Origin of the sequence: Luteolibacter sp. Y139 (assembly GCF_038066715.1) — a bacterium.
Taxonomy (GTDB): domain Bacteria; phylum Verrucomicrobiota; class Verrucomicrobiia; order Verrucomicrobiales; family Akkermansiaceae; genus Haloferula; species Haloferula soli.
Map to the genome: position 1 here is coordinate 113596 of NZ_JBBUKT010000001.1, position 21841 is coordinate 135436.

Annotated in this window: 20 protein-coding genes; 8 read left to right on the forward strand and 12 right to left on the reverse strand. The window is 63.4% G+C overall.

Translation table 11 applies throughout. The annotated features are described in order from the left end of the window. Positions 1–161 precede the first annotated feature (161 nt). The 4 genes from WKV53_RS00475 to WKV53_RS00490 all read left to right on the forward strand — a co-directional run bounded on the left by WKV53_RS00475 (position 162) and on the right by WKV53_RS00490 (position 4659). Positions 162–1568, forward strand: a complete 1407-nt coding sequence (locus tag WKV53_RS00475; RefSeq protein ID WP_341402290.1) for a glycoside hydrolase — start codon at positions 162–164, stop codon at positions 1566–1568. Positions 1569–1681: 113 nt separating this feature from the next. Continuing rightward, on the forward strand, positions 1682–1924 hold the full coding sequence (locus WKV53_RS00480) for a phosphopantetheine-binding protein (protein ID WP_341402291.1): 243 nt from the start codon (positions 1682–1684) through the stop codon (positions 1922–1924). After that, positions 1925–3232, forward strand: coding sequence for a condensation domain-containing protein (locus WKV53_RS00485; protein WP_341402292.1), 1308 nt, complete (start codon positions 1925–1927; stop codon positions 3230–3232). After that, positions 3229–4659 (forward strand): class I adenylate-forming enzyme family protein, encoded by a 1431-nt coding sequence (locus WKV53_RS00490; protein ID WP_341402293.1) that lies wholly within the window; start codon positions 3229–3231, stop codon positions 4657–4659. Before WKV53_RS00485 ends, WKV53_RS00490 begins: the two co-directional genes overlap by 4 nt. Positions 4660–4684: 25 nt before the next feature. On the opposite strand, the gene WKV53_RS00495 is transcribed toward WKV53_RS00490, so the two are convergent. After that, entirely contained in the window at positions 4685–5524 is an 840-nt protein-coding gene (locus tag WKV53_RS00495) for a hypothetical protein (protein ID WP_341402295.1), read from the reverse strand. A gap of 213 nt (positions 5525–5737) precedes the next feature. Here WKV53_RS00495 and rpmI point away from each other — a divergent pair, with 213 nt between their 5' ends. Beyond that, positions 5738–5950: a 50S ribosomal protein L35 gene (gene rpmI, locus WKV53_RS00500; protein ID WP_264488392.1), complete on the forward strand. Its 213-nt coding sequence runs from the start codon at positions 5738–5740 to the stop codon at positions 5948–5950. 131 nt (positions 5951–6081) lie between these two features. Further along, the gene (gene rplT / locus WKV53_RS00505) at positions 6082–6459 is read left to right on the forward strand and encodes a 50S ribosomal protein L20 (RefSeq protein WP_341402297.1); all 378 of its coding nucleotides are present in this window, start codon (positions 6082–6084) and stop codon (positions 6457–6459) included. A gap of 60 nt (positions 6460–6519) precedes the next feature. Here rplT and WKV53_RS00510 read toward each other — a convergent pair whose 3' ends face one another. From WKV53_RS00510 to WKV53_RS00525, 4 genes are all read right to left on the reverse strand, one after another. Then, a complete protein-coding gene (locus tag WKV53_RS00510; protein ID WP_341402299.1) occupies positions 6520–7527 on the reverse strand; it encodes a glycoside hydrolase family 18 protein in 1008 nt (335 codons plus the stop codon). Positions 7528–7576: 49 nt separating this feature from the next. After that, the gene (locus tag WKV53_RS00515) at positions 7577–8395 is read right to left on the reverse strand and encodes a hypothetical protein (protein ID WP_341402300.1); all 819 of its coding nucleotides are present in this window, start codon (positions 8393–8395) and stop codon (positions 7577–7579) included. A 211-nt stretch (positions 8396–8606) separates the two neighbouring features. Continuing rightward, positions 8607–9374, reverse strand: a complete 768-nt coding sequence (locus tag WKV53_RS00520) for a hypothetical protein (RefSeq protein ID WP_341402301.1) — start codon at positions 9372–9374, stop codon at positions 8607–8609. A 173-nt stretch (positions 9375–9547) separates the two neighbouring features. Then, positions 9548–15505: an SdiA-regulated domain-containing protein gene (locus WKV53_RS00525; protein ID WP_341402302.1), complete on the reverse strand. Its 5958-nt coding sequence runs from the start codon at positions 15503–15505 to the stop codon at positions 9548–9550. Between the two features lie 230 nt (positions 15506–15735). Here WKV53_RS00525 and WKV53_RS00530 point away from each other — a divergent pair, with 230 nt between their 5' ends. Next, a complete protein-coding gene (locus tag WKV53_RS00530; protein ID WP_341402304.1) occupies positions 15736–16275 on the forward strand; it encodes a gamma carbonic anhydrase family protein in 540 nt (179 codons plus the stop codon). A 25-nt stretch (positions 16276–16300) separates the two neighbouring features. Here WKV53_RS00530 and dinB read toward each other — a convergent pair whose 3' ends face one another. From dinB to WKV53_RS00565, 7 genes are all read right to left on the reverse strand, one after another. Next, positions 16301–17335: a DNA polymerase IV gene (gene dinB / locus WKV53_RS00535; RefSeq protein ID WP_341402305.1), complete on the reverse strand. Its 1035-nt coding sequence runs from the start codon at positions 17333–17335 to the stop codon at positions 16301–16303. 81 nt (positions 17336–17416) lie between these two features. Next, entirely contained in the window at positions 17417–18205 is a 789-nt protein-coding gene (locus WKV53_RS00540; RefSeq protein WP_341402307.1) for an SDR family NAD(P)-dependent oxidoreductase, read from the reverse strand. Further along, positions 18206–18625 (reverse strand): hypothetical protein, encoded by a 420-nt coding sequence (locus WKV53_RS00545; RefSeq protein WP_341402308.1) that lies wholly within the window; start codon positions 18623–18625, stop codon positions 18206–18208. Then, a complete protein-coding gene (locus WKV53_RS00550; RefSeq protein WP_341402310.1) occupies positions 18625–19032 on the reverse strand; it encodes a hypothetical protein in 408 nt (135 codons plus the stop codon). Before WKV53_RS00550 ends, WKV53_RS00545 begins: the two co-directional genes overlap by 1 nt. A gap of 2 nt (positions 19033–19034) precedes the next feature. After that, on the reverse strand, positions 19035–20054 hold the full coding sequence (locus tag WKV53_RS00555; protein ID WP_341402311.1) for a zinc-dependent alcohol dehydrogenase: 1020 nt from the start codon (positions 20052–20054) through the stop codon (positions 19035–19037). Beyond that, a complete protein-coding gene (locus WKV53_RS00560) occupies positions 20051–20362 on the reverse strand; it encodes a Dabb family protein (protein WP_341402313.1) in 312 nt (103 codons plus the stop codon). The genes WKV53_RS00555 and WKV53_RS00560 overlap by 4 nt, the downstream gene beginning before the upstream one ends. A 212-nt stretch (positions 20363–20574) precedes the next feature. Further along, positions 20575–21084, reverse strand: coding sequence for a glycine cleavage system transcriptional repressor (locus tag WKV53_RS00565; protein WP_341402314.1), 510 nt, complete (start codon positions 21082–21084; stop codon positions 20575–20577). Positions 21085–21217: 133 nt separating this feature from the next. On the opposite strand from WKV53_RS00565, the gene WKV53_RS00570 reads away from it, so the two are divergent. Beyond that, positions 21218–21838: a hypothetical protein gene (locus WKV53_RS00570; protein ID WP_341402315.1), complete on the forward strand. Its 621-nt coding sequence runs from the start codon at positions 21218–21220 to the stop codon at positions 21836–21838. Positions 21839–21841: the final 3 nt, after the last annotated feature.

Consider the following 21841-nt stretch of genomic DNA (forward strand, 5'->3'; position numbering starts at 1 on the left):
CTGCGTGGCCCGGCTGGTGCTTCCCTAGCGCCAGCCGGGCTTTTCGTTTGGTTCCCTCCAGTCCCGCTTCATTTCCTCGATATTCCCACAAGACATTGTCGAGCGGCGGGCGTTGAAATGGGAGCATGATCGCGCGATGGATTCCCCTGCTGCTCCTTGCCATGACCGGGCGCCTTGTTGCAGAGCCTTCGCCGGTCACCATCGATCCCGCCGCCAAGCAAGGCACATGGGACGGCTGGGGCACCTCGCTCTGTTGGTGGGCGGCAGTATTCGGCGACCGCACGGATCTCGCTGACGCGATGTTCACCACGAAGACGGTGCAGGTGGAAAACGAGCAATTGCCCGGCTTGGGATTGAACATCGTCCGCTACAACGCCGGAGCCTCCGCGTGGCGGAAGATCGGCGAGCGCGAGATGAAGAAATCAAGGATCATCCAGCGCCACCGCCAGATGGAAGGCTTCTGGCTGGACGACCGCAGCAGCGATCCGGCCTCGGACAGTTGGGATTGGTCAGTCGATGCCAAGCAGCGGAACATGCTGAAGCTGGCGAAGGAGCGCGGCGTCACCCACTTCGAGCTCTTCTCGAACTCGCCGATGTGGTGGATGACCCGCAATGACAACCCCTCCGGCGGGCCGAAGCCAAGCGACGACAACCTGTCGCCCCAACAAGAGCGGAATTTCGCGATCTACCTCGCGGCGGTGGCCCGCGAGGCAAAGGACGATTGGGGCATCTCGTTCACCAGCGTGTCTCCCTTCAATGAACCGGTCTCCGACTGGTGGTTCGCCGACTGCAAACAGGAAGGCTGCCACGTTTCTCCGCCCCAACAGGCTCGCGTGCTGCCTCTGCTCCGCGAGCAGTTGGACAAGCAGGGCTTGAAATCACTGCCGATCTCCGCCTCGGAGGAAACCTACTACGATCACGCGATTTCGACCTGGCAGAGCTTCGACGCAAAGACCCGCAGCTTGATCGGCCAAGTGAATGTCCACGGCTATCAGGAAGCGAAGGGCGACCGCGCCAAGCTGTATCGGCTGGTCCACCAGGAGGGAGGCAAGCGCCTGTGGAACTCCGAGTATGGCGATGGCGATCCCTCCGGCCTCCAGATGGCCCGCAATCTCCACCGCGACCTCGCGACGCTGAAGCCAACCTCGTGGTCCTACTGGCAGCCGATCGATGGCGGCGGCTGGGGCCTGATCTCGGGCGACCTGCCGCGCGGACGCCTCCGCCGGGTGAATCCGAAGTGGCACGTGCTGGCCCACTACACCCGCAATATCCCGCCCGGCTCCACCATCCTGACGACCGGCGAGGAAAGCATCGTGGCATCCTTCCAGGAAAAGCGCGGACGGCTGGTGATCGTCTCCCTGAATGACGGGGACACGGAACGGGAGCGGCAGATCGATCTTTCCCGCTTCAAGGGTAGCAGGCTAACAGCCACCGGCTGGGTCACCGAGCCTCAGGGATCCAGCCGTTACCAGGCATTGGAAAATGTGGCGACCCAGGGAAAACAAGTGACCCTCCGCCAACCGAAGAAGTCCGTGGAAACGGTGGTGGTGGATGGTTTGAGCGGATAGACCGGTGCCCGTCCGGGCGCAAAATGCGCCGGGCCACCCAGCGGCAATCTCTTCCGTGCCCGCAATCCCGGAGTTGATCGACCGGCGGTCCGCCCTATTCTCCCCCTCGCCGCATGGAAAACGAGCTGACCCACCTCATCGCCACCGAGATCCTCGACACGGACCACGCGCTCACGCCCCAAAGCGATTTGTTCGCGGCCGGGCTTGATTCGATGGGCATCATGCAGCTCCTGCTAGCCATCGAGGACCGCTTCGGCGTGCCGATCGATCCCGCCGACCTGTCGCGCGACAACTTCTCCACCGCGGAAAAAATCGCCGCTCTGGTCGCGGAGAAAAAAGAGGCTGCCAATCGCTGAATGCCGGAGTCCGTCCAAACTCTCCCGCCGCTCGCCGCCACCCCCGCCGACGGTTTCCTATTCGGCCTGGAGAGCCTGATGCGCCGCAGCCGCCAAGGGCTCCACTTGGCCGCGACCGTCATCGAGTGCGAGGGCAAGCCCGACCTCGCCGCCCTGCGAAATGCGGCAGAGGTGCTGGGACATCGCTATCCCATCGTTCATGCCCGCATCGCCCGCGGTGGTGATTTCATCGCCCGCTGGCGGCTCGACGAAGTGACGCCAGCGGCAATCCCGCTGGAAGTCCATGAGACTCCCGAGCTGCATGATTTCATCGAGACTCAGCTCAATTCCCATAAGCCGGACATCCGCACCGCCGGAGCGAACCTGCGTTTCCATGTGGTGATCACCTCACCGTCCACCTGGGCGCTCGTGCTCATCTGGAGCCACTCGCTGCATGATGCCGTGGGCATCGACAAGCTGCTTCTGGAGATCGCCTCACCCGGTGACGACCGCACTCCACGCAGTGGAGGCAATGACTCCCCCGCCCCGGCCCCACCGATGTCGGAGCTCTACAAGCAGGCCCTGCCCATGATCGAGGAGATGCGGACCTTCCCCCAGTGGCGGGTTCGCTCCCTGCACCGGAAAGGCGTCCGCCCCGGGGAAAGCCGGGTGCAAGTGGTCAAGTTCGACCGCGAAGCCACCGCTTTGATCCGAACAAAGATGGCCGCCACGGCCGGTGAGCTACTACTCCTTCCGTACTTCGCCAGCATCGCTGCTCGGGCGGCGCAGTCGGTGATTGCGGCACGGCATCCCGACGAGCAAGTTCCAGTACTGCTCTCCCTGCCTGTCCAGCTCAAGGGAGACCGCCCTCTGTTCCAGAACCACCTCGGAGTCTACACGCTGTTGCTGACCGCCGGGGAGCTCGCCGAACTGAAACCGGCGACGCGCGCACTCTACCGCAAGTATGCCGACTTCATGCGCCGCAAGCTGCCCGCCGCGATGGACGCGCTCATGCGGATGATGGAGCGCTGCCCCTCCCGCTTCTACAATTTCCCGGTCTTCACGTATCTGAAAGGCGAGCTGTGCACGCTGTTCCACTCGCACACCGGTGGCTTCGCGCCGGGGCTGGCGGAAATGCACGGCAGCCGCGTGACCAATGGCTACCACGTCCCCTCGGTATGCTCGCCGCCGGGCATCGGGATCTTCTTCTCGGAGTTCGCGGGGCAGCTCTCGATGACACTGTCGTGGAAGGACGGCTGCCTTTCGCCCTTGGAGCTGGAGCTGCTGAAGCAGACACTCGCCGAAGACCTCGGAGCGCCCGTGCCGTGAACCTGATCGAAGAAATCGCCCGCCGTCATGATCCCGCAACGCTGGCCGTCGTCAGCGGCGAGCGTCGCCTGACCTACGGCGATCTCTTTCGCTGCGCTCGCGAAATCGGCGCGCAGATTCCTACCATCGGACGGATTCCGCGCATCGGCCTGCAATGCCCGAATGGCGTCTCCTACATCGTGCTGTCGATGGGCGTCCTGTTGGCCGGTGGCTGCCTGGTGCCCTTGGCCGAAGAACTGACCGCTGCCGAGCGCACCGAAATCGCGACAACTACCGCCCTCGACTTCATCTTGGCCGCCGACGAATTGCCGTGGCACGGCACGGAGGAGACCCTGCTCTCCTCGGAAAGCGATGGCACGCCGTGGAAGCTGCTCCGTTCCGCTGATCTAACACCTGCTTTCCCTGAGGACGGCTTCCAAGCCCTCAATCCCGCCTTCATCCGCTTCAGCTCCGGCACCACCGGCACCAGCAAGGGCGTGGTCCTCTCCCACGAAACCCTGCTCGCCCGCATCACCGCGGCGAATGAAGGGCTGCAAATCGGCCCGGCGGACCGCGTGCTCTGGATGCTGCCGATGGCCCATCACTTCGCCGTTTCGATCGTGCTCTATCTCCACTTCGGTGCCACCACCGTGCTGGAGCACTCCGCGATGCGTGAAGACATCCTCACCACCGCGGAAAAGCATCAAGCGACAGTCATCTACGGCTCGCCCTTCCACTTCGGGATGCTGTCCGGCGACAAGGGGGGCTTCCTCTGGCCGTCGCTTCGGCTCGCCGTCGCCACGGCAGCGGCTTTGCCGGAGGTCACGGCAAAGGCCTTTGAGCAGCGCTTCGGCAAACCGCTCCACCAAGGACTCGGCATCATCGAAGTCGGGCTCTCCGTTCTCAACCTCGACGCCGCCAGCGAAAAGCCAACCTCCCTCGGCAAGCCGCTGCCTGCCTACGAGGTCGAGCTGCGCGACGACGAGTTCCACGTCCGCGGCCCCGGCCTGTTAGACGCCTACCTCGTCCCTTGGAATCCCTCGCCTCTCGACGACGGCTGGTTCGCCAGCGGCGACCTCGTGCAACGCGATGAAGACGGCCACCTATTCCTCATGGGCCGCAAGAAGTCGGTCATCAACGTCGCCGGTATGAAAGTCTTCCCGGAAGAAGTGGAGCGAGTCCTCAACGACCACCCCGCCGTGACCCGCAGCCGCGTCTTCGGCCGCGAACACCCGCAGATGGGCCAAGTCCCGGTCGCCGAAATCATCCCCACCGACCCCGCCCTTCCGCCCAAGCCGATCGAACTTCAGCGCCACTGCAAGGCCCTCCTCTCCGCCTACAAGGTGCCCATGGTCTTCAGGATGGTCGAGTCGCTCCCTCTCACCGCGTCCGGCAAGCTAAAACGCGTACCCAGCGACCCCGGGAGCGCCGGTCTCCAGACCGGCTGAATGGTCCCCGGGTGCCCCCGCACCTTCAAGGATCCGCATAGCTGCTGCTCGCCCGCGACGAGGTCGCCCACTGCTTGCTGCCATCGCGACCGACGACTTCCACCGCGTCGATCTCGTTCCAGCCCGGCACGCGGGCCGTATCCATATACACCTTCACCGAGCGCGCACGAATGCTCTCCCCCACGGGAAAGGCCGAGGAAACCAACTCATCGGAGGCCGAAGGTTCCATGGAGCCCTCCCAGATCGTCGCCTCGCGACCGTTGGAAAGCATCGCCACCACCTTGCTGATCGCACCGGGATTGTGGCTTTCGACCACGTTGATCTGCTGGAGATCGACGAAACGGTCGTAGTCCAGTTGCAGCCATTCCTCGCCTCCGTCCGGAGCCTTCGAGGCCCAGGCCGAGGGAATGTCTCCAGGCTGGCCGGTATCAGGAGCCCCCGCCGCCTGCTCATGCCCCCAGCGTCGCTTCTCGCCGCCGGTCCAGTGTTCGACCGCTACATTTCCGGAGGGAACCAAGGCCGTATCCACAGACCGGATTCCTAAAGCTCCCGAAATCCCATCGACCGCACCTCCCGGAGAGAGGCGCTGCTGCTGGCTGGCCTGGATCTGCTGTCTCAAATCCGCCACCTCGGCCCGGGCATTTGCCAGATCCTCCGCCATCCTGGGCTCCGGTGCTTTCGCACGGGGAGAAGCCGCTATCGGACTGCGCACCACTGGACCTCCGCTCCCCGGTTGGCGGGTGGCAGCCGAGACCGCCCGGCGCTCCGCCGCTTTCAGGCGTCCCTCCAGCTCCACGACACGCAGCGCAAGCGCCCCCGTCACAAGCAGGACCCCGGCAGTCAAAAGAATCGGCAGCTTCTTCATGGGCACAAAAAGGGTTGAAGCGAACGAAGGCAGGGCCTTCTGGAATCTGACACGCCAATCGGTCGCTTCTTAGTCACTCGCGGGTAAATTTTCCAGCATCCATCCGCTGCGGGGGCGATTCCGGGGAAATCCGGCCAAATCCGCCCGGGAAAGCCCCATCCCATGCTACTTTTGCCTTGCCAAGCCGGGGTCGACCCCTAGTTTCGCCGCCCCATGCCACGCGTCTCAGGAAAAGCAAAGACTCGAAAGGCTGTTGCCAAGCGTTTCAAGGTGACAGGAACCGGTAAGGTTCTGCGCCGGAAACAAGGTGCCCGGCACTTGCTCCAATGCAAGAGCCGCAAGCGGAAGCGGAATCTCACTCATTCCGCCCTTGTCTCCGATGCTGACATCAAGAACGTGAAGGAAAACCTTCCGTTCTCACGCTGAAGCAACAAACCGCGCCCCCGTCCGCGCCTCGGACGGCCTCCATCGTAGCCTGACCCGCGAGGGTACCACCGGACAAGCGAGACTACGGGAGGAAAGAATAACCAACGGCCTGTCCGACCAGAAAACAGAAAATGCCACGCGCCACCAACAGCCCGGCTTCACGTGCCCGCCGCAAGCGGGTGCTGCTCCGTGCCAAGGGCTTCCGCGGATTCCGCTCGAAGCTCTTCCGTTACGCCAAGGACGCCGTCCGCAAGGCGATGACCTATGAGTACCGTGACCGTAAGAAGCGTAAGGGCCAGTTCCGCCGCTTGTGGATCCAGCGCATCAGCGCTGCCGTCCGCAACGAGGGCCTGACCTACTCGCGCTTTATCGAAGGTCTCGTTGCCGCAGGGATCGAAGCCGACCGCAAGATCCTCGCCGACCTCGCCGTCAAGGACGCAGCCGCGTTCTCCGCGATCGTCGCCCAGGCCAAGGCTGCCCTCGACAAGAAGGCCGCTCCTGCCGCCTGAGTTTAAAACAACTCATTCCAAAAACGCCGCCCGGCCCCGTGCCGTGCGGCGTTTTTCGTTTCAACGCGGTGCATTGAATTCCCTCCCGAGCGTCTCCCAATCATCCCCACTCATCTCCCACTCCGAATAAACGGAAACCCCGGCATAGGACGGCGGGACACCATCTTCCAATGCCGCATGAATGCCCGACAAGGCGTTCACCAGATTCTCCACCCGCGGGTCGTGGTAGCCGGTGCCCCCGTCGTCATAAGCCGGCACGCCGAGCAAAACCTCCTTCCCCTCCGACCACGCGAGCACCTCGCCGGCCCAGTCCACCATCAGCTTGCGGTACAGCTTCTCCCGGGTCAGTCCGGTGTCGTAGAGCATCGGCACCAGCTGGTCGCTGCGCTTGGCGACCTCCCGGAAATAGGCCTCCCCCCAATGAACGTCCGGAAAAGGATGCCAGCGCGTCGGCGGCGGATAGGCCGCCACCGAGAGGATCTTGCCTGCCGGCATCGCCTTCCGGAGCTCCTCTAGCAGCAGCAGATAGGATGGATCGCCATCCGGCATCGGCTCGATGTTCACATGCAGCCCCGCGAGCCGCGGATGCCTGCCGAGGAGCTGGACCGAGCTTTCGACAAACCGGCCACGCCACGCAGCCGACGCTGGATCTGCTGACTCATCCCTCACCCCACCGATCCACGGCATCACCCGGAGACCGTCGAGCCCCGTGAGGAAACGCTCCGTCTGCTCATCATCCACGGCAGAGATCGTCCCGTCCGACTGACACGGGCAGAGATGGGGGAAAACATCCCGGATCCCGTGCCGGGCGAGCTTCTCCCGCAGCTCCCCAATTTTCCCCTCGCTGCGGAAATTCGCCCGATCCCGGCCGTTCCGCTCGAACCAATCGTCATCCCCCATCCACCCGTGCTGGAGCCACATCCCATTGCGGCGGAGGTCATGCCGGCCATCCGTAACCCGTTCACCGGGCGACCAGCACAGGTAGCCCAGCCCGAAAATCCCCAGAACGGCCGCCAAAAGCACCAGAGTCCGCCACGGAGGGCGCTTGAGCCGTTGCCACAAAGTCATGGGGAGGATCTAGCAGCGGTCTAACCGGCAGACAAGAAAGCCGCAGCCCTCAACATAGCCGCACCATGTCCTTCACGAACTGCCCCCACAGGAACATCAGGCCGCGGAAGGAGTATTCGAAATGCCCGTTGCCCGTCTGGCGGATAATCCCCGCCTCGAGGTTGTAGCGGATCTGGAATTTCATCTCATCCTCGATCGCGTGCTCGATCTCGTCCGGGTCCGGCATCAGCAGCGAATCCACCGGCACCCTCACCCGCTTCAGGAACTCGTGATGGTCCCGGAGGATGTGATGGAAGCAGTTCCGCTCGCACGGGACGTGGTTCCAGCGCATCTGCGGCGGGCATTTCAGCGTCGGCGAAAACGGAAAATTCGTGGTCCTCCAAATCCCGCCGTCCCCGTCGCGGGAGGTCACCGAGATGAAGGCAAAGGCCACATCTCCCTGCTCGCAGAGGCACACCGCACCGACGGCCCTCTCCTCCGGGTGCCAAAACAGCCGGAAATACTGCTTCATCCCGCCCCACTCCCAGCCGCAATCGTCAACATGCTCGAAACCAGCATCTTCCATCGCCCCCGCGGCTTCCACGGCATTCGGAAAAAACGATGGATCCGGCACTTGGCGGCTGCACAGCCGGTTTTCCAGCGGCAGCCGCATCCGCCGGATCCGGGTCAGCAGCTCCACCCACGGCAGGAAAAACCAAAGCGCCACCCCGGCTAGCCCCCACCACAGGCAATCCGTCAGGTAGTAAAACCCCATGAAACTGGCGCCTAGGAAGACCAGCGCACCGAGCTTTCGCCACACCGCCCGGCGCGCCGATCGCAATCCGACGGCGAGGACAAACAGTCCGAGGACGATGAGGCAGGAACGCATGAATGGGTGAGAAGGGAGGGCGGAAACCAAGCCTCCCTCTCCGCCACGTCAAGGAGGACCTCGCGGGATGCGTGATTGCCGACCCGAACTTGTCCGCGTGATCGCGGCGGCTGTCCAGAGATTCGTAACGTGATATCCGGATAAGAAAAAGCCGCCCCGGTCACCGGAGCGGCTTTTCTCATGAGTCAGCAGAAGGGCCGGAAAGGGAAAATCAGCGCACCCGGCGGCGGCGCAGCAGGCCGAGCATCCCCAGCGAGCCGAGCATCGCGGCAGCCGGTTCCGGGACGATGGTGAAAGCGGTGGTGGAGAGGTTCCCGAATGCCACCCCGTCGTCGTTGGTGGTCCAGTTGGCGGCGTTCACGATCGCCGCCTTGTACTGGTCGATCGTCATGCCGGTGCGGGCACCGATGAATTGACCGTTGTCGATGTCGGCGAAGCCGATGTTCAGGCCCAGGCTGTTGATGACCGAGGGCAAGGCGGAGTCGTTGGTCCCCGTCGCAGTGGTCGCCCAGCCGGTGGCTCCAGCGAAGTCGAGGCCGAAGAGCAGCGTCCCGGAGTAGGTGCTACCCGGCATGGTGGTGTCGCTCGCACCCGGGAAGGCCGTCGTGCCGACGAAGACCTGATCGCCCGAGGCCGACAGACCGTTCAGGCGACCGGTCACGGTGCCGATGTTCGCCGTGCCGTTGGGTTGGGCATCCGTCGAACCAATCACGATCACAGTGCCTGCGGTGATGCCACCCGTGGGAGCGGTCCAGGTCATTCGATCCTCGGAGTCACGCATGGTGCCATCCGAGAAGTAGCCGGAGTCGGTGAAGTAGATCGACTCGCCGGCGTTGACCGTCGTCCAGACGACGAAGGCAACGCTGTCGGTCGCATCGGCGCGGAAGCCGATGACGGAAAGGTCGCCCGCCACCAAGGCGGCGTGGGCGGAGGACGCCAGCAGCGAAAGGCAGCCGGCCGAGAGGAGGAGATTCTTCATGCGGGGAGTTTTGGAAAAGCCGCGGTGAATCTGCTGCCCCCGCTCTAACATCGGAACGCGTGAATGGTGACAAAAGCTCCACACCTCTCCCGCCGTCGAAACGCGAAACGGCCCCGGTGGATCGAGTCCACCGGGGCCGAATGATTCAGCGGTAAATGCCGCTCCTGAAGACCTCAGGGAGCATGCGTCACATCCATGCGGAAGAACTTCTTCTGGCCCGCATCGATGGTCAGGCGCCAGACGTAGAACATCGCGTCATTGGTGATGCCCGGGGTAAGGCGACCGTCACCCTTGCTGACCACGTTGCCAGCCGCATTGAGCATCTGCACATCGGACGATTCGAAGTCGTTGTCGTTCCCCACGAAGAGGAAGAAGTCGTTGGCGGCCGGGGTCGAAAGATCCGGCACCAGCGCCATGCCTTCGATCTTCTCGTTCAGCGTGTTGGCGTTCGCGGGAATGGTCGTGTTCAAGCCGAACTTGGCGAGATCCGTCGGTTCGAGCATGTTGATGACTTCCCCGGTGGCAGCCGCTTTGATCTCGGGACGAAGCACGCCGCCCGGGCTGATCTGATCGGTGACACCATCGTACTGGCCGAGGATGTTGGTGGCCGAGGCGAAATCAACAAGCTGCACCGACTTGAAGGTGATCGCCGTCGAGTTCAGCTTGCCCAAGCCATTGGCATCGCGCGGCAGCATCAGGAATGAGCTGTTGCTGAGAGCGACGATCTCCGACTGGGCCGCGGTTCCGTCCAGTGCCGAAGGAGCGGCATTCGGATTCAGGTCGATCTGCGGCAGCTTCACGACATATTCGCCGATGATCTGCGGATTCTCGCGGTTCGGACCCACGATGTTGTAGACGAACAGACGGGCATTGTTCCGTGTCTGCTGCTGGGCACCATTGGTATCCTGGACCGTGGCACTTTGCAGCATGGCGAACAGGAGCGTGCCATCCGGCGAGACGGACATGCCTTCCAGGCCCTGGTTGTTCCGGCGGCCGGTGGTCGGAGCAGTGACCGAGTCGAAGTTCGGCGTGCCGGCTGGACGGAACGGCTGGGCCGCACCGGGAAGCTGGGTCATGCCGGTGATCTTCTTCGTCGCGTCAAAGCGGACGATGTAGGTACCATACTCGTCCGAGAAGTAACCGGAACCATCCGGGAACAGATACACCGCCTCGGAATCGATGCAGAGCAGGTCTTCCTGCGCACCGCCCGGGCCGTTCGCGGCCTGCACGGTGCCAACCGTCTGACCGAACAAGGTCTTGTTGCCGGTCGGGCTCGGATTCAGGCCCGTGGTGAATTTCACCGTTGCACCATCCTGATAGGTGAACTTCGTCGAGTCCACGTAGGTCATCTGGACCTGGTTCTGCGGAACCGGGCCAGCGCCATAGTACGGAGCGAACGTGAAGTCCACCTTGTGCAGGCGGGCGGCGTAGTTGGAGGTGCCGTCGCCATGGCCGCGGTCCGGAAGCACGTTGAAGGTGCCGTTGAAGTGACCATCGTTGAAGCCCCAGTTGGTGATGATCACACCGGACGACGCGCCCTGCGTTTCACCGAACTTGTCCACGTTCTCACCGCTCAGGCGGCCGACACCGACGAGGCCTTCATTCACCACGCGCACGCCACCCAGCGATGCACCCGCCGGGTCCGCTGCATTCGGAGCGAGGTAGGTCGACGATGGGCTCGGAGCCGACGGGCCGGTGCCGGGCAGATTGTAGGTGAGCGCGATTTCGTCACCATTCACCACCGAGCTGGCCAGCGTGTAGTCCAAGCCGGGCAGCGCCGGGGTCCAGGCGTCGAGATCACTGGAGGTCTGCAGCGAACCGGCGACGCCATAAGCATTGTTGAGGAGCGTGTAGCCGAGCTGCAGCGCACCACCATTGGAGGTGACCTGCGGCAGGTTCGAGTAATCTCCGGCGTTGTTCGGGTTCAGGTTGAAGAAGTACTCCATCCCGTCGCTCAGGCCATCGTTGTCAGAGTCGAGGTCGAAGCCGAGCGAGGTGTAGCCATTCGAGGCCAGCCATGCCGGGAAGCTACCCGAGTTGTTGATGATGGTGCCGGGCGAACCGGTCTCCAGGTTGTTCGCGGAACGGAAGCCACCGTGGGTTCCGATCACACTCAGCGTCGAGATCGCCGGAAGCGGCAGGTTGATGGTGCCCAGACCAGCCTGGTTGTCGAACGTGGTGCTCGCGGAGGCGGTCGACGATCCGAAGCTGACACCGGCGACCCGGTTGCCTGCGGAATCGAAGACATTCACGGCATCGCCGCTGCCGCTCAGGCCCGCACCGGAGCCACCGTAGGCACCGATGAGAACGCCGGCAGGAGGAGTGGCCGAGCCGAACCATGCGGTCGAGAAATTGGCCTTGATCGTGGCATCGGTGGTGCCGTCAGCGATGCCTTCAAAGAAGATCGCCGACTTGCCGGCCGGGATGGAGGTCACTCCGCGAAGCACCAGCTTGCCGGTGCCATTCGAGCTGTCATCCATCTGCCAGCCCGAGATGTTCACGGCGGTGGAGCCGGTGTTAGTCACTTCGAACCAGTCGGCACCGTAGGAAGCACTGCTTCCGTTCGGGTGCACCTCGGTGATGAAGATCGTGCTCGGGACGATGCCGAGCGTGAAATTCACGCTCAGATCCGGAGTCAGGCCGACTGCGGTATCATCCACGTTCACGGTGACGGCGTAGCTCGCCTTGGTCGCATAGCTCAGCGAGGTGCCAGCCTTGAGATACAGGGCGCCGCCCGTGATCTCGAAGAAGCTGGCATCCGCACCGGCCAAGCTCAGGTCGTTGGTGCCGTGGCCGTCGTCCGTGACCACGATGTCCGCCACCTTGATCGGGCTGGAGGTGCTGGTGGAATCCTTCAATACCGTGACGGTGTTGTTGAGTGCCACCAAGGTCGGAGGCGAGTTGGCCACATCGTTATCCCCGATGGTAACCGTCGCGCTGCCAGGCGAACCGACATCGTAGCTGCCGGTGTCATTCAAGTTCAGAACCACCGTTTCGGCTCCTTCCACGCTGCTGTCGTCCACCGGTGTGATCGTGATGTCCACGAAGGACTCACCGGCCGGAATGATCGCTGGTGACGTGAGCACCGGCGTGTAGTCGTCGCTGGTGGCTTGGCCGGCACCGGTGGCGATGGTGTAAACCACATTCATTGCGCTGATCGTGCTGCCGGTGCGGGTGATCCGGAAGGTGCCCGCATCAGGTCCGGTTTCGGAAGCATTCGCATCGGTCGCGGTGATGGAAACCACCGGCGTGGTGGAAAGGACCGCCGAACCCGGCGAGCCGATTTCATTGGTGGTGGCCGCCGAATAGAAGGCACCATTCTGGCCGATCGCACTGAGCGCGCTGATCGCCGTCGCGTCCAGCCCCGCGGTGTTGTCGAAGGTCAGGTAAGGACCAGGAACCGGAGTGGAAGCGCCGAAGGTCACGCTGGCCATCACGAGACCGGTCGGATCGTAGATGGTCACGGCGTCGCCGCCGGTGCTCAGGCCAGGGCCCGAGTAGGAACCGATCTGGAGACCCGACGGAGGATTCGCTCCGAACCAATTCGTGCTGAACCCGGCGACCTTTGAGGCTCCATCCACGAAGATGACCGACTCGCCCGGGGCGATGCTGGTCACGCCACTGAGTGGACCCGCGGAACCGAAGCCGCCCGAGCTATCGTACATCTTCCAGCCTGTGATATTGACGGCGGACGAGCCGGTGTTGGTGAGCTCGAACCAGTCGGCCGCGACCGCGCTGTTGCCGCTGCTCCATGGCGCCACTTCCGTGACCCGGATGGCGCTGACGTTGTTCACCACATCGCTGATGTTCAGCGTGAAGCTCGCGAGCGCATCCGGCGTGGCACCCACCGTGGTGTCATCCACATTGACGGTGACGTTGTACGTCGACTTGGTGTCGAAGTTGAGGACGGTGCCCGCCTTCAGATACAGGCCGCTGCCGATGATCTCGAAGAAAGCGGCGTCGGCTCCGGAAACGGAGAGCTGGTTGACTCCCAGGCCATCGTCAGTGACGACGATGTTCGCCACCTTGATCGCAACCGTGGTGGAGGTGTCCTCCGGAATCGTCGCGGAAGGCGTGCTCAGAGCCAGCACGGTCGGAGCCACGTTGGTGGCAGTGGACGGCGAGAAGACCCAGAGCTGCGGATGATCCGCATCGCCGCCACCGTTTTCGCTGACCACGTAAATGTTGCCATCGCGGTCCATCGTCACGCCTTCGTGCGTCTGGTTCTGGATGGTCATCGGGTTGCCCGCATCGGACACCAGCGTCAGCGTGCTGCTGATGTTGCCGGAGCGATCCACGTTGCGGATCATGCCCGACTCCTGGCTCAGGATGAGCAGATTGCCCGCCTGCGGCTGACCGGTCATCGAAGGCAGGTTCGAGAACGCGAACACGTCCGACATGTCCTCGAGATTGGCCAGCGCCGGGTTGAAGAGATTCGTCGAGTTCACCGTGGTGGGCGAACCGTTCGAGGCGGTGCCCGCCGCGAAGTCGATCGTGGTCTGGAACAGGCCTTCCGGCTCGAGTTCCTTGGAGAAGATGAAGCCGCTGGTCTGCGGGTCATAGGACACGCCCTCAAGGCCGACGTTGCCGATCGTGGTGCCGAGCTTCACGGTCTGCGCCGCGGCGCGGGTCAGCGTCCCACCGGCGACGTAGGTGAACTTCACCGCCTGGCGATCGCGCTCTTCGGTCATGACGAACTGGCCGCCACCGATGTAGGTGATGCCTTCGGTGTCGAAGAACTCCGTACCCTGCGAGCTGGCACCGAGCGCCAGATTCATGGTGCTGACGAGTGCGCCGGTCTTGCTGACTTCGGTCACCGACTTGCCGCCGTCACCGACGATGAAGAGCGTGCCGGTGTCCCAGTTGTAAGCGACGCCGGACGCTTCCTGGCAGAGGAGATTGTCCGCCGGGGCGGTGGTGCGGGTCGGCTCCGGCAGGTCGTAGCGACCGACGCGGACATACTTGGAAAGATCGACCGAAGTCACCGGTGCGACCGGTGCCAGCGCGATGCCGCGGAAGGCGGTGTTCGCCGTCGCCGTCGCAAGCAAGGTCGGTGTCGCCGTGATGGTGGCGTTGTAGCCGGAGCTATCAACCAAGGATACCAACTCGCCGCCACCCGTGGCACCAGTTCCGCCCTTGCGGGTGGCGAACAGGGTGACCGTGGAGCCGCTGACCTTGGCCGTGAGCCCGCGATAGGAATCGGCTCCCGATCCCGCGATCCCGTTGGCAGTCCAAGTGCCGCTGACCAGCGAGTACTTCTGGACGCCACCGCGGCCGCCACCGGTGGTGGTGTCGTCGGCGATGTAAAGTGTATCGACGCCGCTCACTCCCGCATCCAGATCGGCGAGGAAGAAAGCGTAGGAACTCGGGCAAAGCGTGTCCGTCAGGCCGGGAAGCCGGGTCACGGTCTGGCCCGTCGAGGTCGGAAGCCCCGTGCCAACGGTGCTGACACCCTTGAAGGTATTCGTTCCCGAACTGGCCGACGCGTAAAGCTGGCCGCCGAAAATCGACAAGACGCGCGAGTTTGCCAGCGAGGCCGAGGAAAGATCGGTGGAAGTGGTGGTTGCCAGGGTGGGCGCGTATCGCACGCCGTTGCTGCCGCCGGAAACCCAGACGGAGGTGCCGTCATTCGAAGCCGCTCCGCGGATGTTATTGCCCGTGGGAGCGTCGGTGAGCGCAGTGGACGTGCTCACGATGCCGGACCCATCGACCCGGGCGACCACCCGGTTCGTGGTCGCTGCCGGCGTGCTCGCCACACCGGTGGTCGGGATCGGTGCATCGTAGCCGGTGGCGAGAAGGTATCTGCCGTCGGCGCTCCGCGTGATCATGCCCTCGGACGAGGCAGTGCCGCTCACCACCAGACGCTTGTCAGAGCCGGAGACCGCCGTCGGCATCGGGATCGACTGCACGAGCGCACCTGCAGGCGTGTACTCATCCAGAAACACCGGGTTGCCGGTGTTCACCAAGCTGCCGGTGCCGGTGCCGGCCCGGTAGATCACAACGTTGCCCGTGGTGAATGGGGCCGCAGTCGCGATGCCGCCGGCCGCGAAGCCGAGCAAGGCGGTCAGGGAGGAAAGCCCTGAGAGGGAGGAAATCGACGGTGTCGAGGATTTGAGTGGAGACGGTGTCATGGGGATCCGGTGGGAAGTGTGGTCCGCGATTGCCTCGCGGAAGCTCGTCGATCTCCTCCCAGCCACCTTAAATCGAAACGCCGTGACCGCTTCGCTTGGAAAAGTGAAGGCTGGCCCGTGCGGCGACACAAGGGGGTCAGGATTTGTGACTAGCTTGCCCCGTCTACCCGTTCTGCCCCATCGGTCTCTTTCCGTTCGGTAGCAAATCCGCCACATTCGCGGCTGACAGCATGCCGGACGCATCCCACGTTTCTCCTGCCATGGCCATCGAGCGCTACGAGTCTTTTACGCCGCAAATCCATCCTACCACCTTCATTGCCAACAGTGCCGACGTCATCGGCCGCGTGACCTTGGGCGAGGAAAGCAGCGTCTGGTACAACACCACCCTGCGCGGCGATATCAACGAAATCGTCATAGGACCGCGCTCCAATGTGCAGGACAACGCCGTGATCCACCTCGCCGATGACTACGGCTGCTACGTCGGCGAACTCGTCACCGTCGGCCACTCCGCCATCCTCCACGCCTGCACGGTGAAGGATGAAGTGCTCGTCGGCATGGGAGCCATCGTGCTCGATGGCACCGTGATCGGCGAACGCTCGATCATCGGCGCGGGCGCCCTCGTCACCGGCGGCACCGTGATCCCTCCAGGCTCTCTCGTGCTCGGATCACCGGCAAAGGTCGTGCGCACCCTCTCGCTCGACGAGCAGGCCAAGGTAAAAACCTGGGCCGAGAAGTACGTCGTCCAGTCCCGCAAGTATTTGGCTCGATAAGGGGTGTCGACGTTCCGTCGACGCGTCAGAGCAACTCCATCTGCTCCCTCCCCTCCGGATCCCGGAACCGCACCCCCACGCCTAACAACCGCACCGGCTTCCCCTCACCCCGCTGCCACGCTTCCTCCAGAAGCTCGTCGAAAATCTCCGGCTCCAGCACGGCATGCGCCCTCTCCGCCGTAGTCCGCGTGAAGTCCGCGAACTTCATCTTCACCACCAGCGAGCGAATACCACGCGTCTCATGACGGGTAAGGTCCGCCGTCAGTTCATCCAGCATCGCGTGCAACGGCGACCTCAGTTCATCCAGCGTCACCAGATTCTCCCGGAAGGTATTCTCATTGCTGATCGACTTGCGGATGCGCCGCGGCTCCACCTCACGGTCATCGATGCCGCGGCATAGCTCCCACAATTCGAGACCCCACTTGCCGAAGCGCCGCGCCATCTCGATCTTGTCGTAGCGCTGCATGTCGCCGCAGGTTTTGATGCCGAGCGACTCCAGCTTCGTCCGCATCTTGCCACCCACTCCCCACAGCCTGCCCACCGGCAGGTCCCGCATGAACGCCTCCACGTCGGTCGGCCCGACCTCATGCTGCCCATCCGGCTTGTTCCAATCACTGGCAATCTTCGCGATGAGCTTGTTCGGCCCGATGCCCGCCGATGCCGTGATTCCCAGCTCCTCGCGGATCTGATTGCGGATCTCTCGCGCCACCGATTCCCCCGAGGAATTCAGGTGGGAAAGATCCAGATAAGCCTCATCCAGCGACAGCGGCTCGATCTTCTCCGTGAAGCGCCCGAAGATCGCACGCACCTGCGCACTCACCGCGCGATAGAGGTCGAAGCGCACCGGCACCAGGATCAGCTGCGGGCAAAGCTGCAACGCCTTGAACACCGGCATCGCCGACCGGCAACCGAACTTCCTCGCCTCGTAGTTCGCCGTGGTCAGCACCCCGCGCCGCGAACTGCCGCCCACGCCCACTGGTTTGCCACGCAGCGAAGGATTCTCCCTCTCCTCGATCGCCGCGTAGAAGCAATCCAAGTCGATGTGGATGATCTTGCGCATGCGACCAATTGAGGAAACCGCAGGGCCTGCTGGAGCGCAAGCGACCTTGAGGAGTGTCGACATTCTGTCGACACATCATCCTCACGCCTTCTTCGGAACCGCCTTCACCGCCCCAACCGAAATCCCCCCGTCCACCAACAACGTCTGCCCCGTCATATAGGCACCCGCATCGGAAGCCAGGAACACTAGCGTCCCATCCAGATCCCCCGGCGCTCCAGGCCGTTTCAGCGGAATGCGATCGGTCAGATAATCCACCCACCCCGTATCCTCATACATCACCGCATTCTGCGCCGTCTTGAACCAACCCGGGGCGAGGCAATTCACCGTGATCCCATGCCTCCCCCAATCATCCGCCAGGCTCATCGTCAGCTGCTTCACACCACCACGGCTCGCGCCATACGGAGCAAGGCCCGCATAGCCATTCACGCAAGTGACCGAACCGATATTGATGATCCGCCCGTAGCCACGCTCCACCATCCGTCGCGCGATCGCCTGGGCCGTGAAGAACACGCCGCGCAAATTGGTATCGAGGATCAGATTCCAATCATCCCACGTCACCTCAAGCGCAGGCTTGCGGACATTGCAGCCGGCGTTGTTCACCAGAATGTCGAGATGCCCCGCAGCAGACCACGCAGCTTCTGCCGCAGCATCGATGCTTTCCTTGTCGCGCACATCCAGCACCACCGGCCAAGCCTCGCGCCCGAGCGCCTCGACTTCCGCCACGGTCTCATCCAGCGAAGACAAGGTCCGGCTCGTGACAACGACATCCGCACCGGCTTTCGCAAGCGCGAGCGCGAAGCCTTTGCCCAGCCCGCGGCTGGCTCCAGTAACAAGGGCGGTTTTTCCAGTGAGATCGAAAGGAGGATTCATTCAGTTGTCGCGTTGGATGACCCAGCGGCGCATCTGGGCATCGATGTCTTCAATGAGCTGTTGGATTTGATTTGCCTCACCGGGATCCGGGAAACCATCAAGGGTCATCCCCCACTCGTCCAGTTTCGCAAGAAACAGCCGCTGGCTCTCTTCCAAGCAGGAGCGGCACACAAAGTCAAAGTGGGGCAGAGCGCCTGTCCCGCCAGCCGGAAACATCGAGGTCGCCACCGCTTGCCCGCCACAAAAGCGACATTTCGCCTGCCTCAATGCCTGATGGATTGGGGAGCCAGCCTGAAACTGTTCGTAGCACTTCTTGCAGAGCCTCTGGGATTTCTTCTCTCCCATGACAATGGTGACGAGGAAAAAGGCAGCTCCATCCTCACCGCAGTTCGAGCAAGCCGACTGTTCCCGGGAATCCATCAATTGTCGCGTTGGATGACCCAGCGCCTCATGTGCGTGTCGATCTGCTCCATGATTTCACGCAGCCGCTCGTCCGCCTTCGAATCCGGATCCGTCGGGCTTTCAAAAAACCGCAGGCCAATCCGGTGATATTCGGAACCACAGGATCGGCAGAGAAACTTCTCCTCCGCCCCGTCGCCATCGGTCATGCGCGCCAAGCTATCGATCGCCACCGCTTGTCCGCCACAAAAGCGACAGTCCCCGTCTTTCAAATCTTCCATGCCGTCCCTCGCGAACGCAGGAGTATGCGTCTGCGCGCAGTCGTCACAAAGCGAGATGCTCGGCGGCTCAGCTCCCGGCTGGCTGATGTAATGGCTCACCAGCTTGCTGTCGCAAGCCTGACACATTTCACGATACGTGTGATCCATGATTACGAATGCTTGCCCACGGCTGTTTCATCCACCACCAGCACCTTCAGGGCGCCGGGTGCCTTGGCTTTGTCGAAAGCCGACACGCCTTCCTCCAGCGCGACACTGGCGGAAATCAGCGGCTTCACGCGAATGTCTCCGGAAGCGATGGCCTCCAGCGCCTCCGGATACTCACCAGCAATGGCGCAGGTGCCGACCACATCCAGCTCGCGGGTGACCACGATCTGCAAGGGCAGCGGCACCGTCGGCGAAAGATTCCCGACAAGAACCACGCGCCCACCCTTCCGCACCGAGCGAATGGCGAGATCGACCGTCGGCGCGGCACCCACGACCTCCATCGCCACGTCCACTTCAGGAATGCTGCCACTACCACTGATAATGGCATCATCGGCGCCCAGCTCCTTCGCCAGCTTGAGTCGCCCTTCATCCAGATCCACGGCGATGATCCTCTTCGCACCCGCCCTTTTCAAAGCCTGGATCACGAGCAAGCCGATCAAGCCCGCACCTACGACGAGTGCCGTACGTCCGGCGATCTCCCCTGCCCGGTTCACCGCATGCAAGGCTACCCCCACCGGCTCGGCGAACGCCGCCTCTTCAAACGACAGCCCGTCCGGCAAGCGATGAAGGATGCGCTGCGGAATGGTCACCAGCTCCGCGAACGCGCCATCACGGCGGAACTCCGCACAAGCGACGCCGACGACCTGCCGCGCATCGCACAAATTCACGCGGCCCTCACGGCAATAGCCGCACTCGCCGCACCACACGGTGGAGTCAAAGGTGACGCGATCCCCGGCCTTCCATGCCGTGACGCCTTCACCCACCGCATCCACCGTGCCACTGGCCTCGTGCCCCATCACCAGCGGCGGGATTCTCCGGCCGCTGCTGCCATCCATGCCGTGCAGGTCACTGCCGCAGATGCCGCAGGCCTTCACGCGCAGACGAACCTCCCCCGCTCCCGGAACGGGCGCGGGCAGATCCACCACGGCGAGCGTGGACGGGGCTACGAGTTGCAGTGCTCTCATTGGCCGGCCTTTTCGAGATCGCGCACTTCCACGCGGGCCCAGAAGCTCTTGAAGCTGTCGATGAAGACGTGGTGATCCGGATCCACCTGATAGGCATCCTGCGCTTCGATGGATTCGAAGGTCATCGTCAACGCGTAGTCCCAGGACTGGTCGACCACCGGGCGCTCCATCACCTTCGCCGGCACGGCCCAGAATCCGCCGAGGAGACCCGGGAGCTTGAAGAGGCTCGAAAGCCCGCCTTCGAAGGCCTTGCGATCCGCCTCGTTCTTGTTCTCGTCCTTCAGCCAGAAATACACGTGGTGTTCCATACGCCGCCCCTGTAGCGGCACGAGGCCGCGGCGGCAAGGACAGCGGCTGTCTGCTAGGGAAGAGTTAGATTCCCCCCGGGTTACCCACTGGGAGCGCGGAATTCATTCCGCCCGAATGGTCCCCAAGAGCCTTTGCCACGAGCAAGCCCCCGGGAGCGCCGGTCTCCAGGCCGGCCGAATGGTCCCCAGCAGCCCGCTCGACCCGGTGGAGATCAAACCTCCACCGAAACCGAGAGATCCGGCCCCAGATTCTCGATCGCCTCGATCAGCGCCCCCGGAGCACTGCCCGCCGAGAGGGAAACCACCCCCTTCGCGTGGAAAATCGGGTGCCCGGACATCGGCGCGCTCTCCAGCGTGGTGGACAGGTCCTCCACATTCCCCCCCGCCCCGGCAATCGCCGCGGACAGCGACCGAATAATCCCCGGCCGGTCATTCCCCACCACGTCTAGCGCCAGCGTCTCCCGCTTCTCTGTGGGTGCCGCCACCTCGCGCTTCGCCTGCACCGAGATGCCCTGTCCTTCCAGACCAGCCAGAGCCGCCAACAGCGCCTCGGTCTCCGCCTCCGCACACTCCACCCGCAGGATCCCCGCGAACTGCCCCGCCAAGCGCGCCATCCGGCTCTCCTGCCAGCTTCCGCCATGCGCGGCGATGGTCTCGGAAAGGGCTCGGACAAGGCCGGGACGATCGGCCGCGAGGACGGTCATGACGATGGAAGCGGGCATGGACTGATAGAGCACGGGCCCCGGACCTCCGTCAGGCAATTTTTTGAAATTTTGGCAAATTATTTAAGAAAAAATGATCGTTGACCCATTTGCAGCCAACGCGTTACACACTCTCCCAATTGTTTGTCCCGACATGAATCTCCCCGACAACCTGTCCCCCCTGCCCGTGATTCCACGCGGCGAAGACCCGGCGGGCTCGGCCCGTGCAGACATTGAGGACTTTGTGACCGCCATCGACGTGCGGAAGGTCCTGCTTGGCACCGCTGGCGAACTGCCGGTGGAGGGTTTGTCAGCCGATGATTTCGACTCCTTCGCTGGCCGGGCGGATGTGCCCCATCCGCAGCCCGCGCGCTCTCCCTTCGCCTCCGGCCGCCAGACCGGCCTGCATGTGCCCGACTTGGAAATCGAGTCGCCGCCCGTGCATCCGGCGTTCGAGGTGCTCCCGCCCTCTTCCCGCCGCGCGGCACCTCCGAAAGTGAGTGCAGCCCTCGATTGCGAATCCGCCTTCGGCAGCCCTCGCGGCGGCCGCAATGGCGAACGCTGGTGGGTCATCGGCATGGGCCTGGCCGCCGCAGCCATCCTGATGTCCGGCACCTTGGTCGATTTCATCTCGCGGGAAGCCGTCCGCCGCAGCCGCGCCACCGCGCCGCTCGACGTGATCCACGTCATCCCCGGAAAGGCCGTCCCCCAACCCGGCGAAGAAAAGGCCAACGCCGCCTTCGCCGCCGCCGTGGAACCCGACGAGGGCGAATGAGCG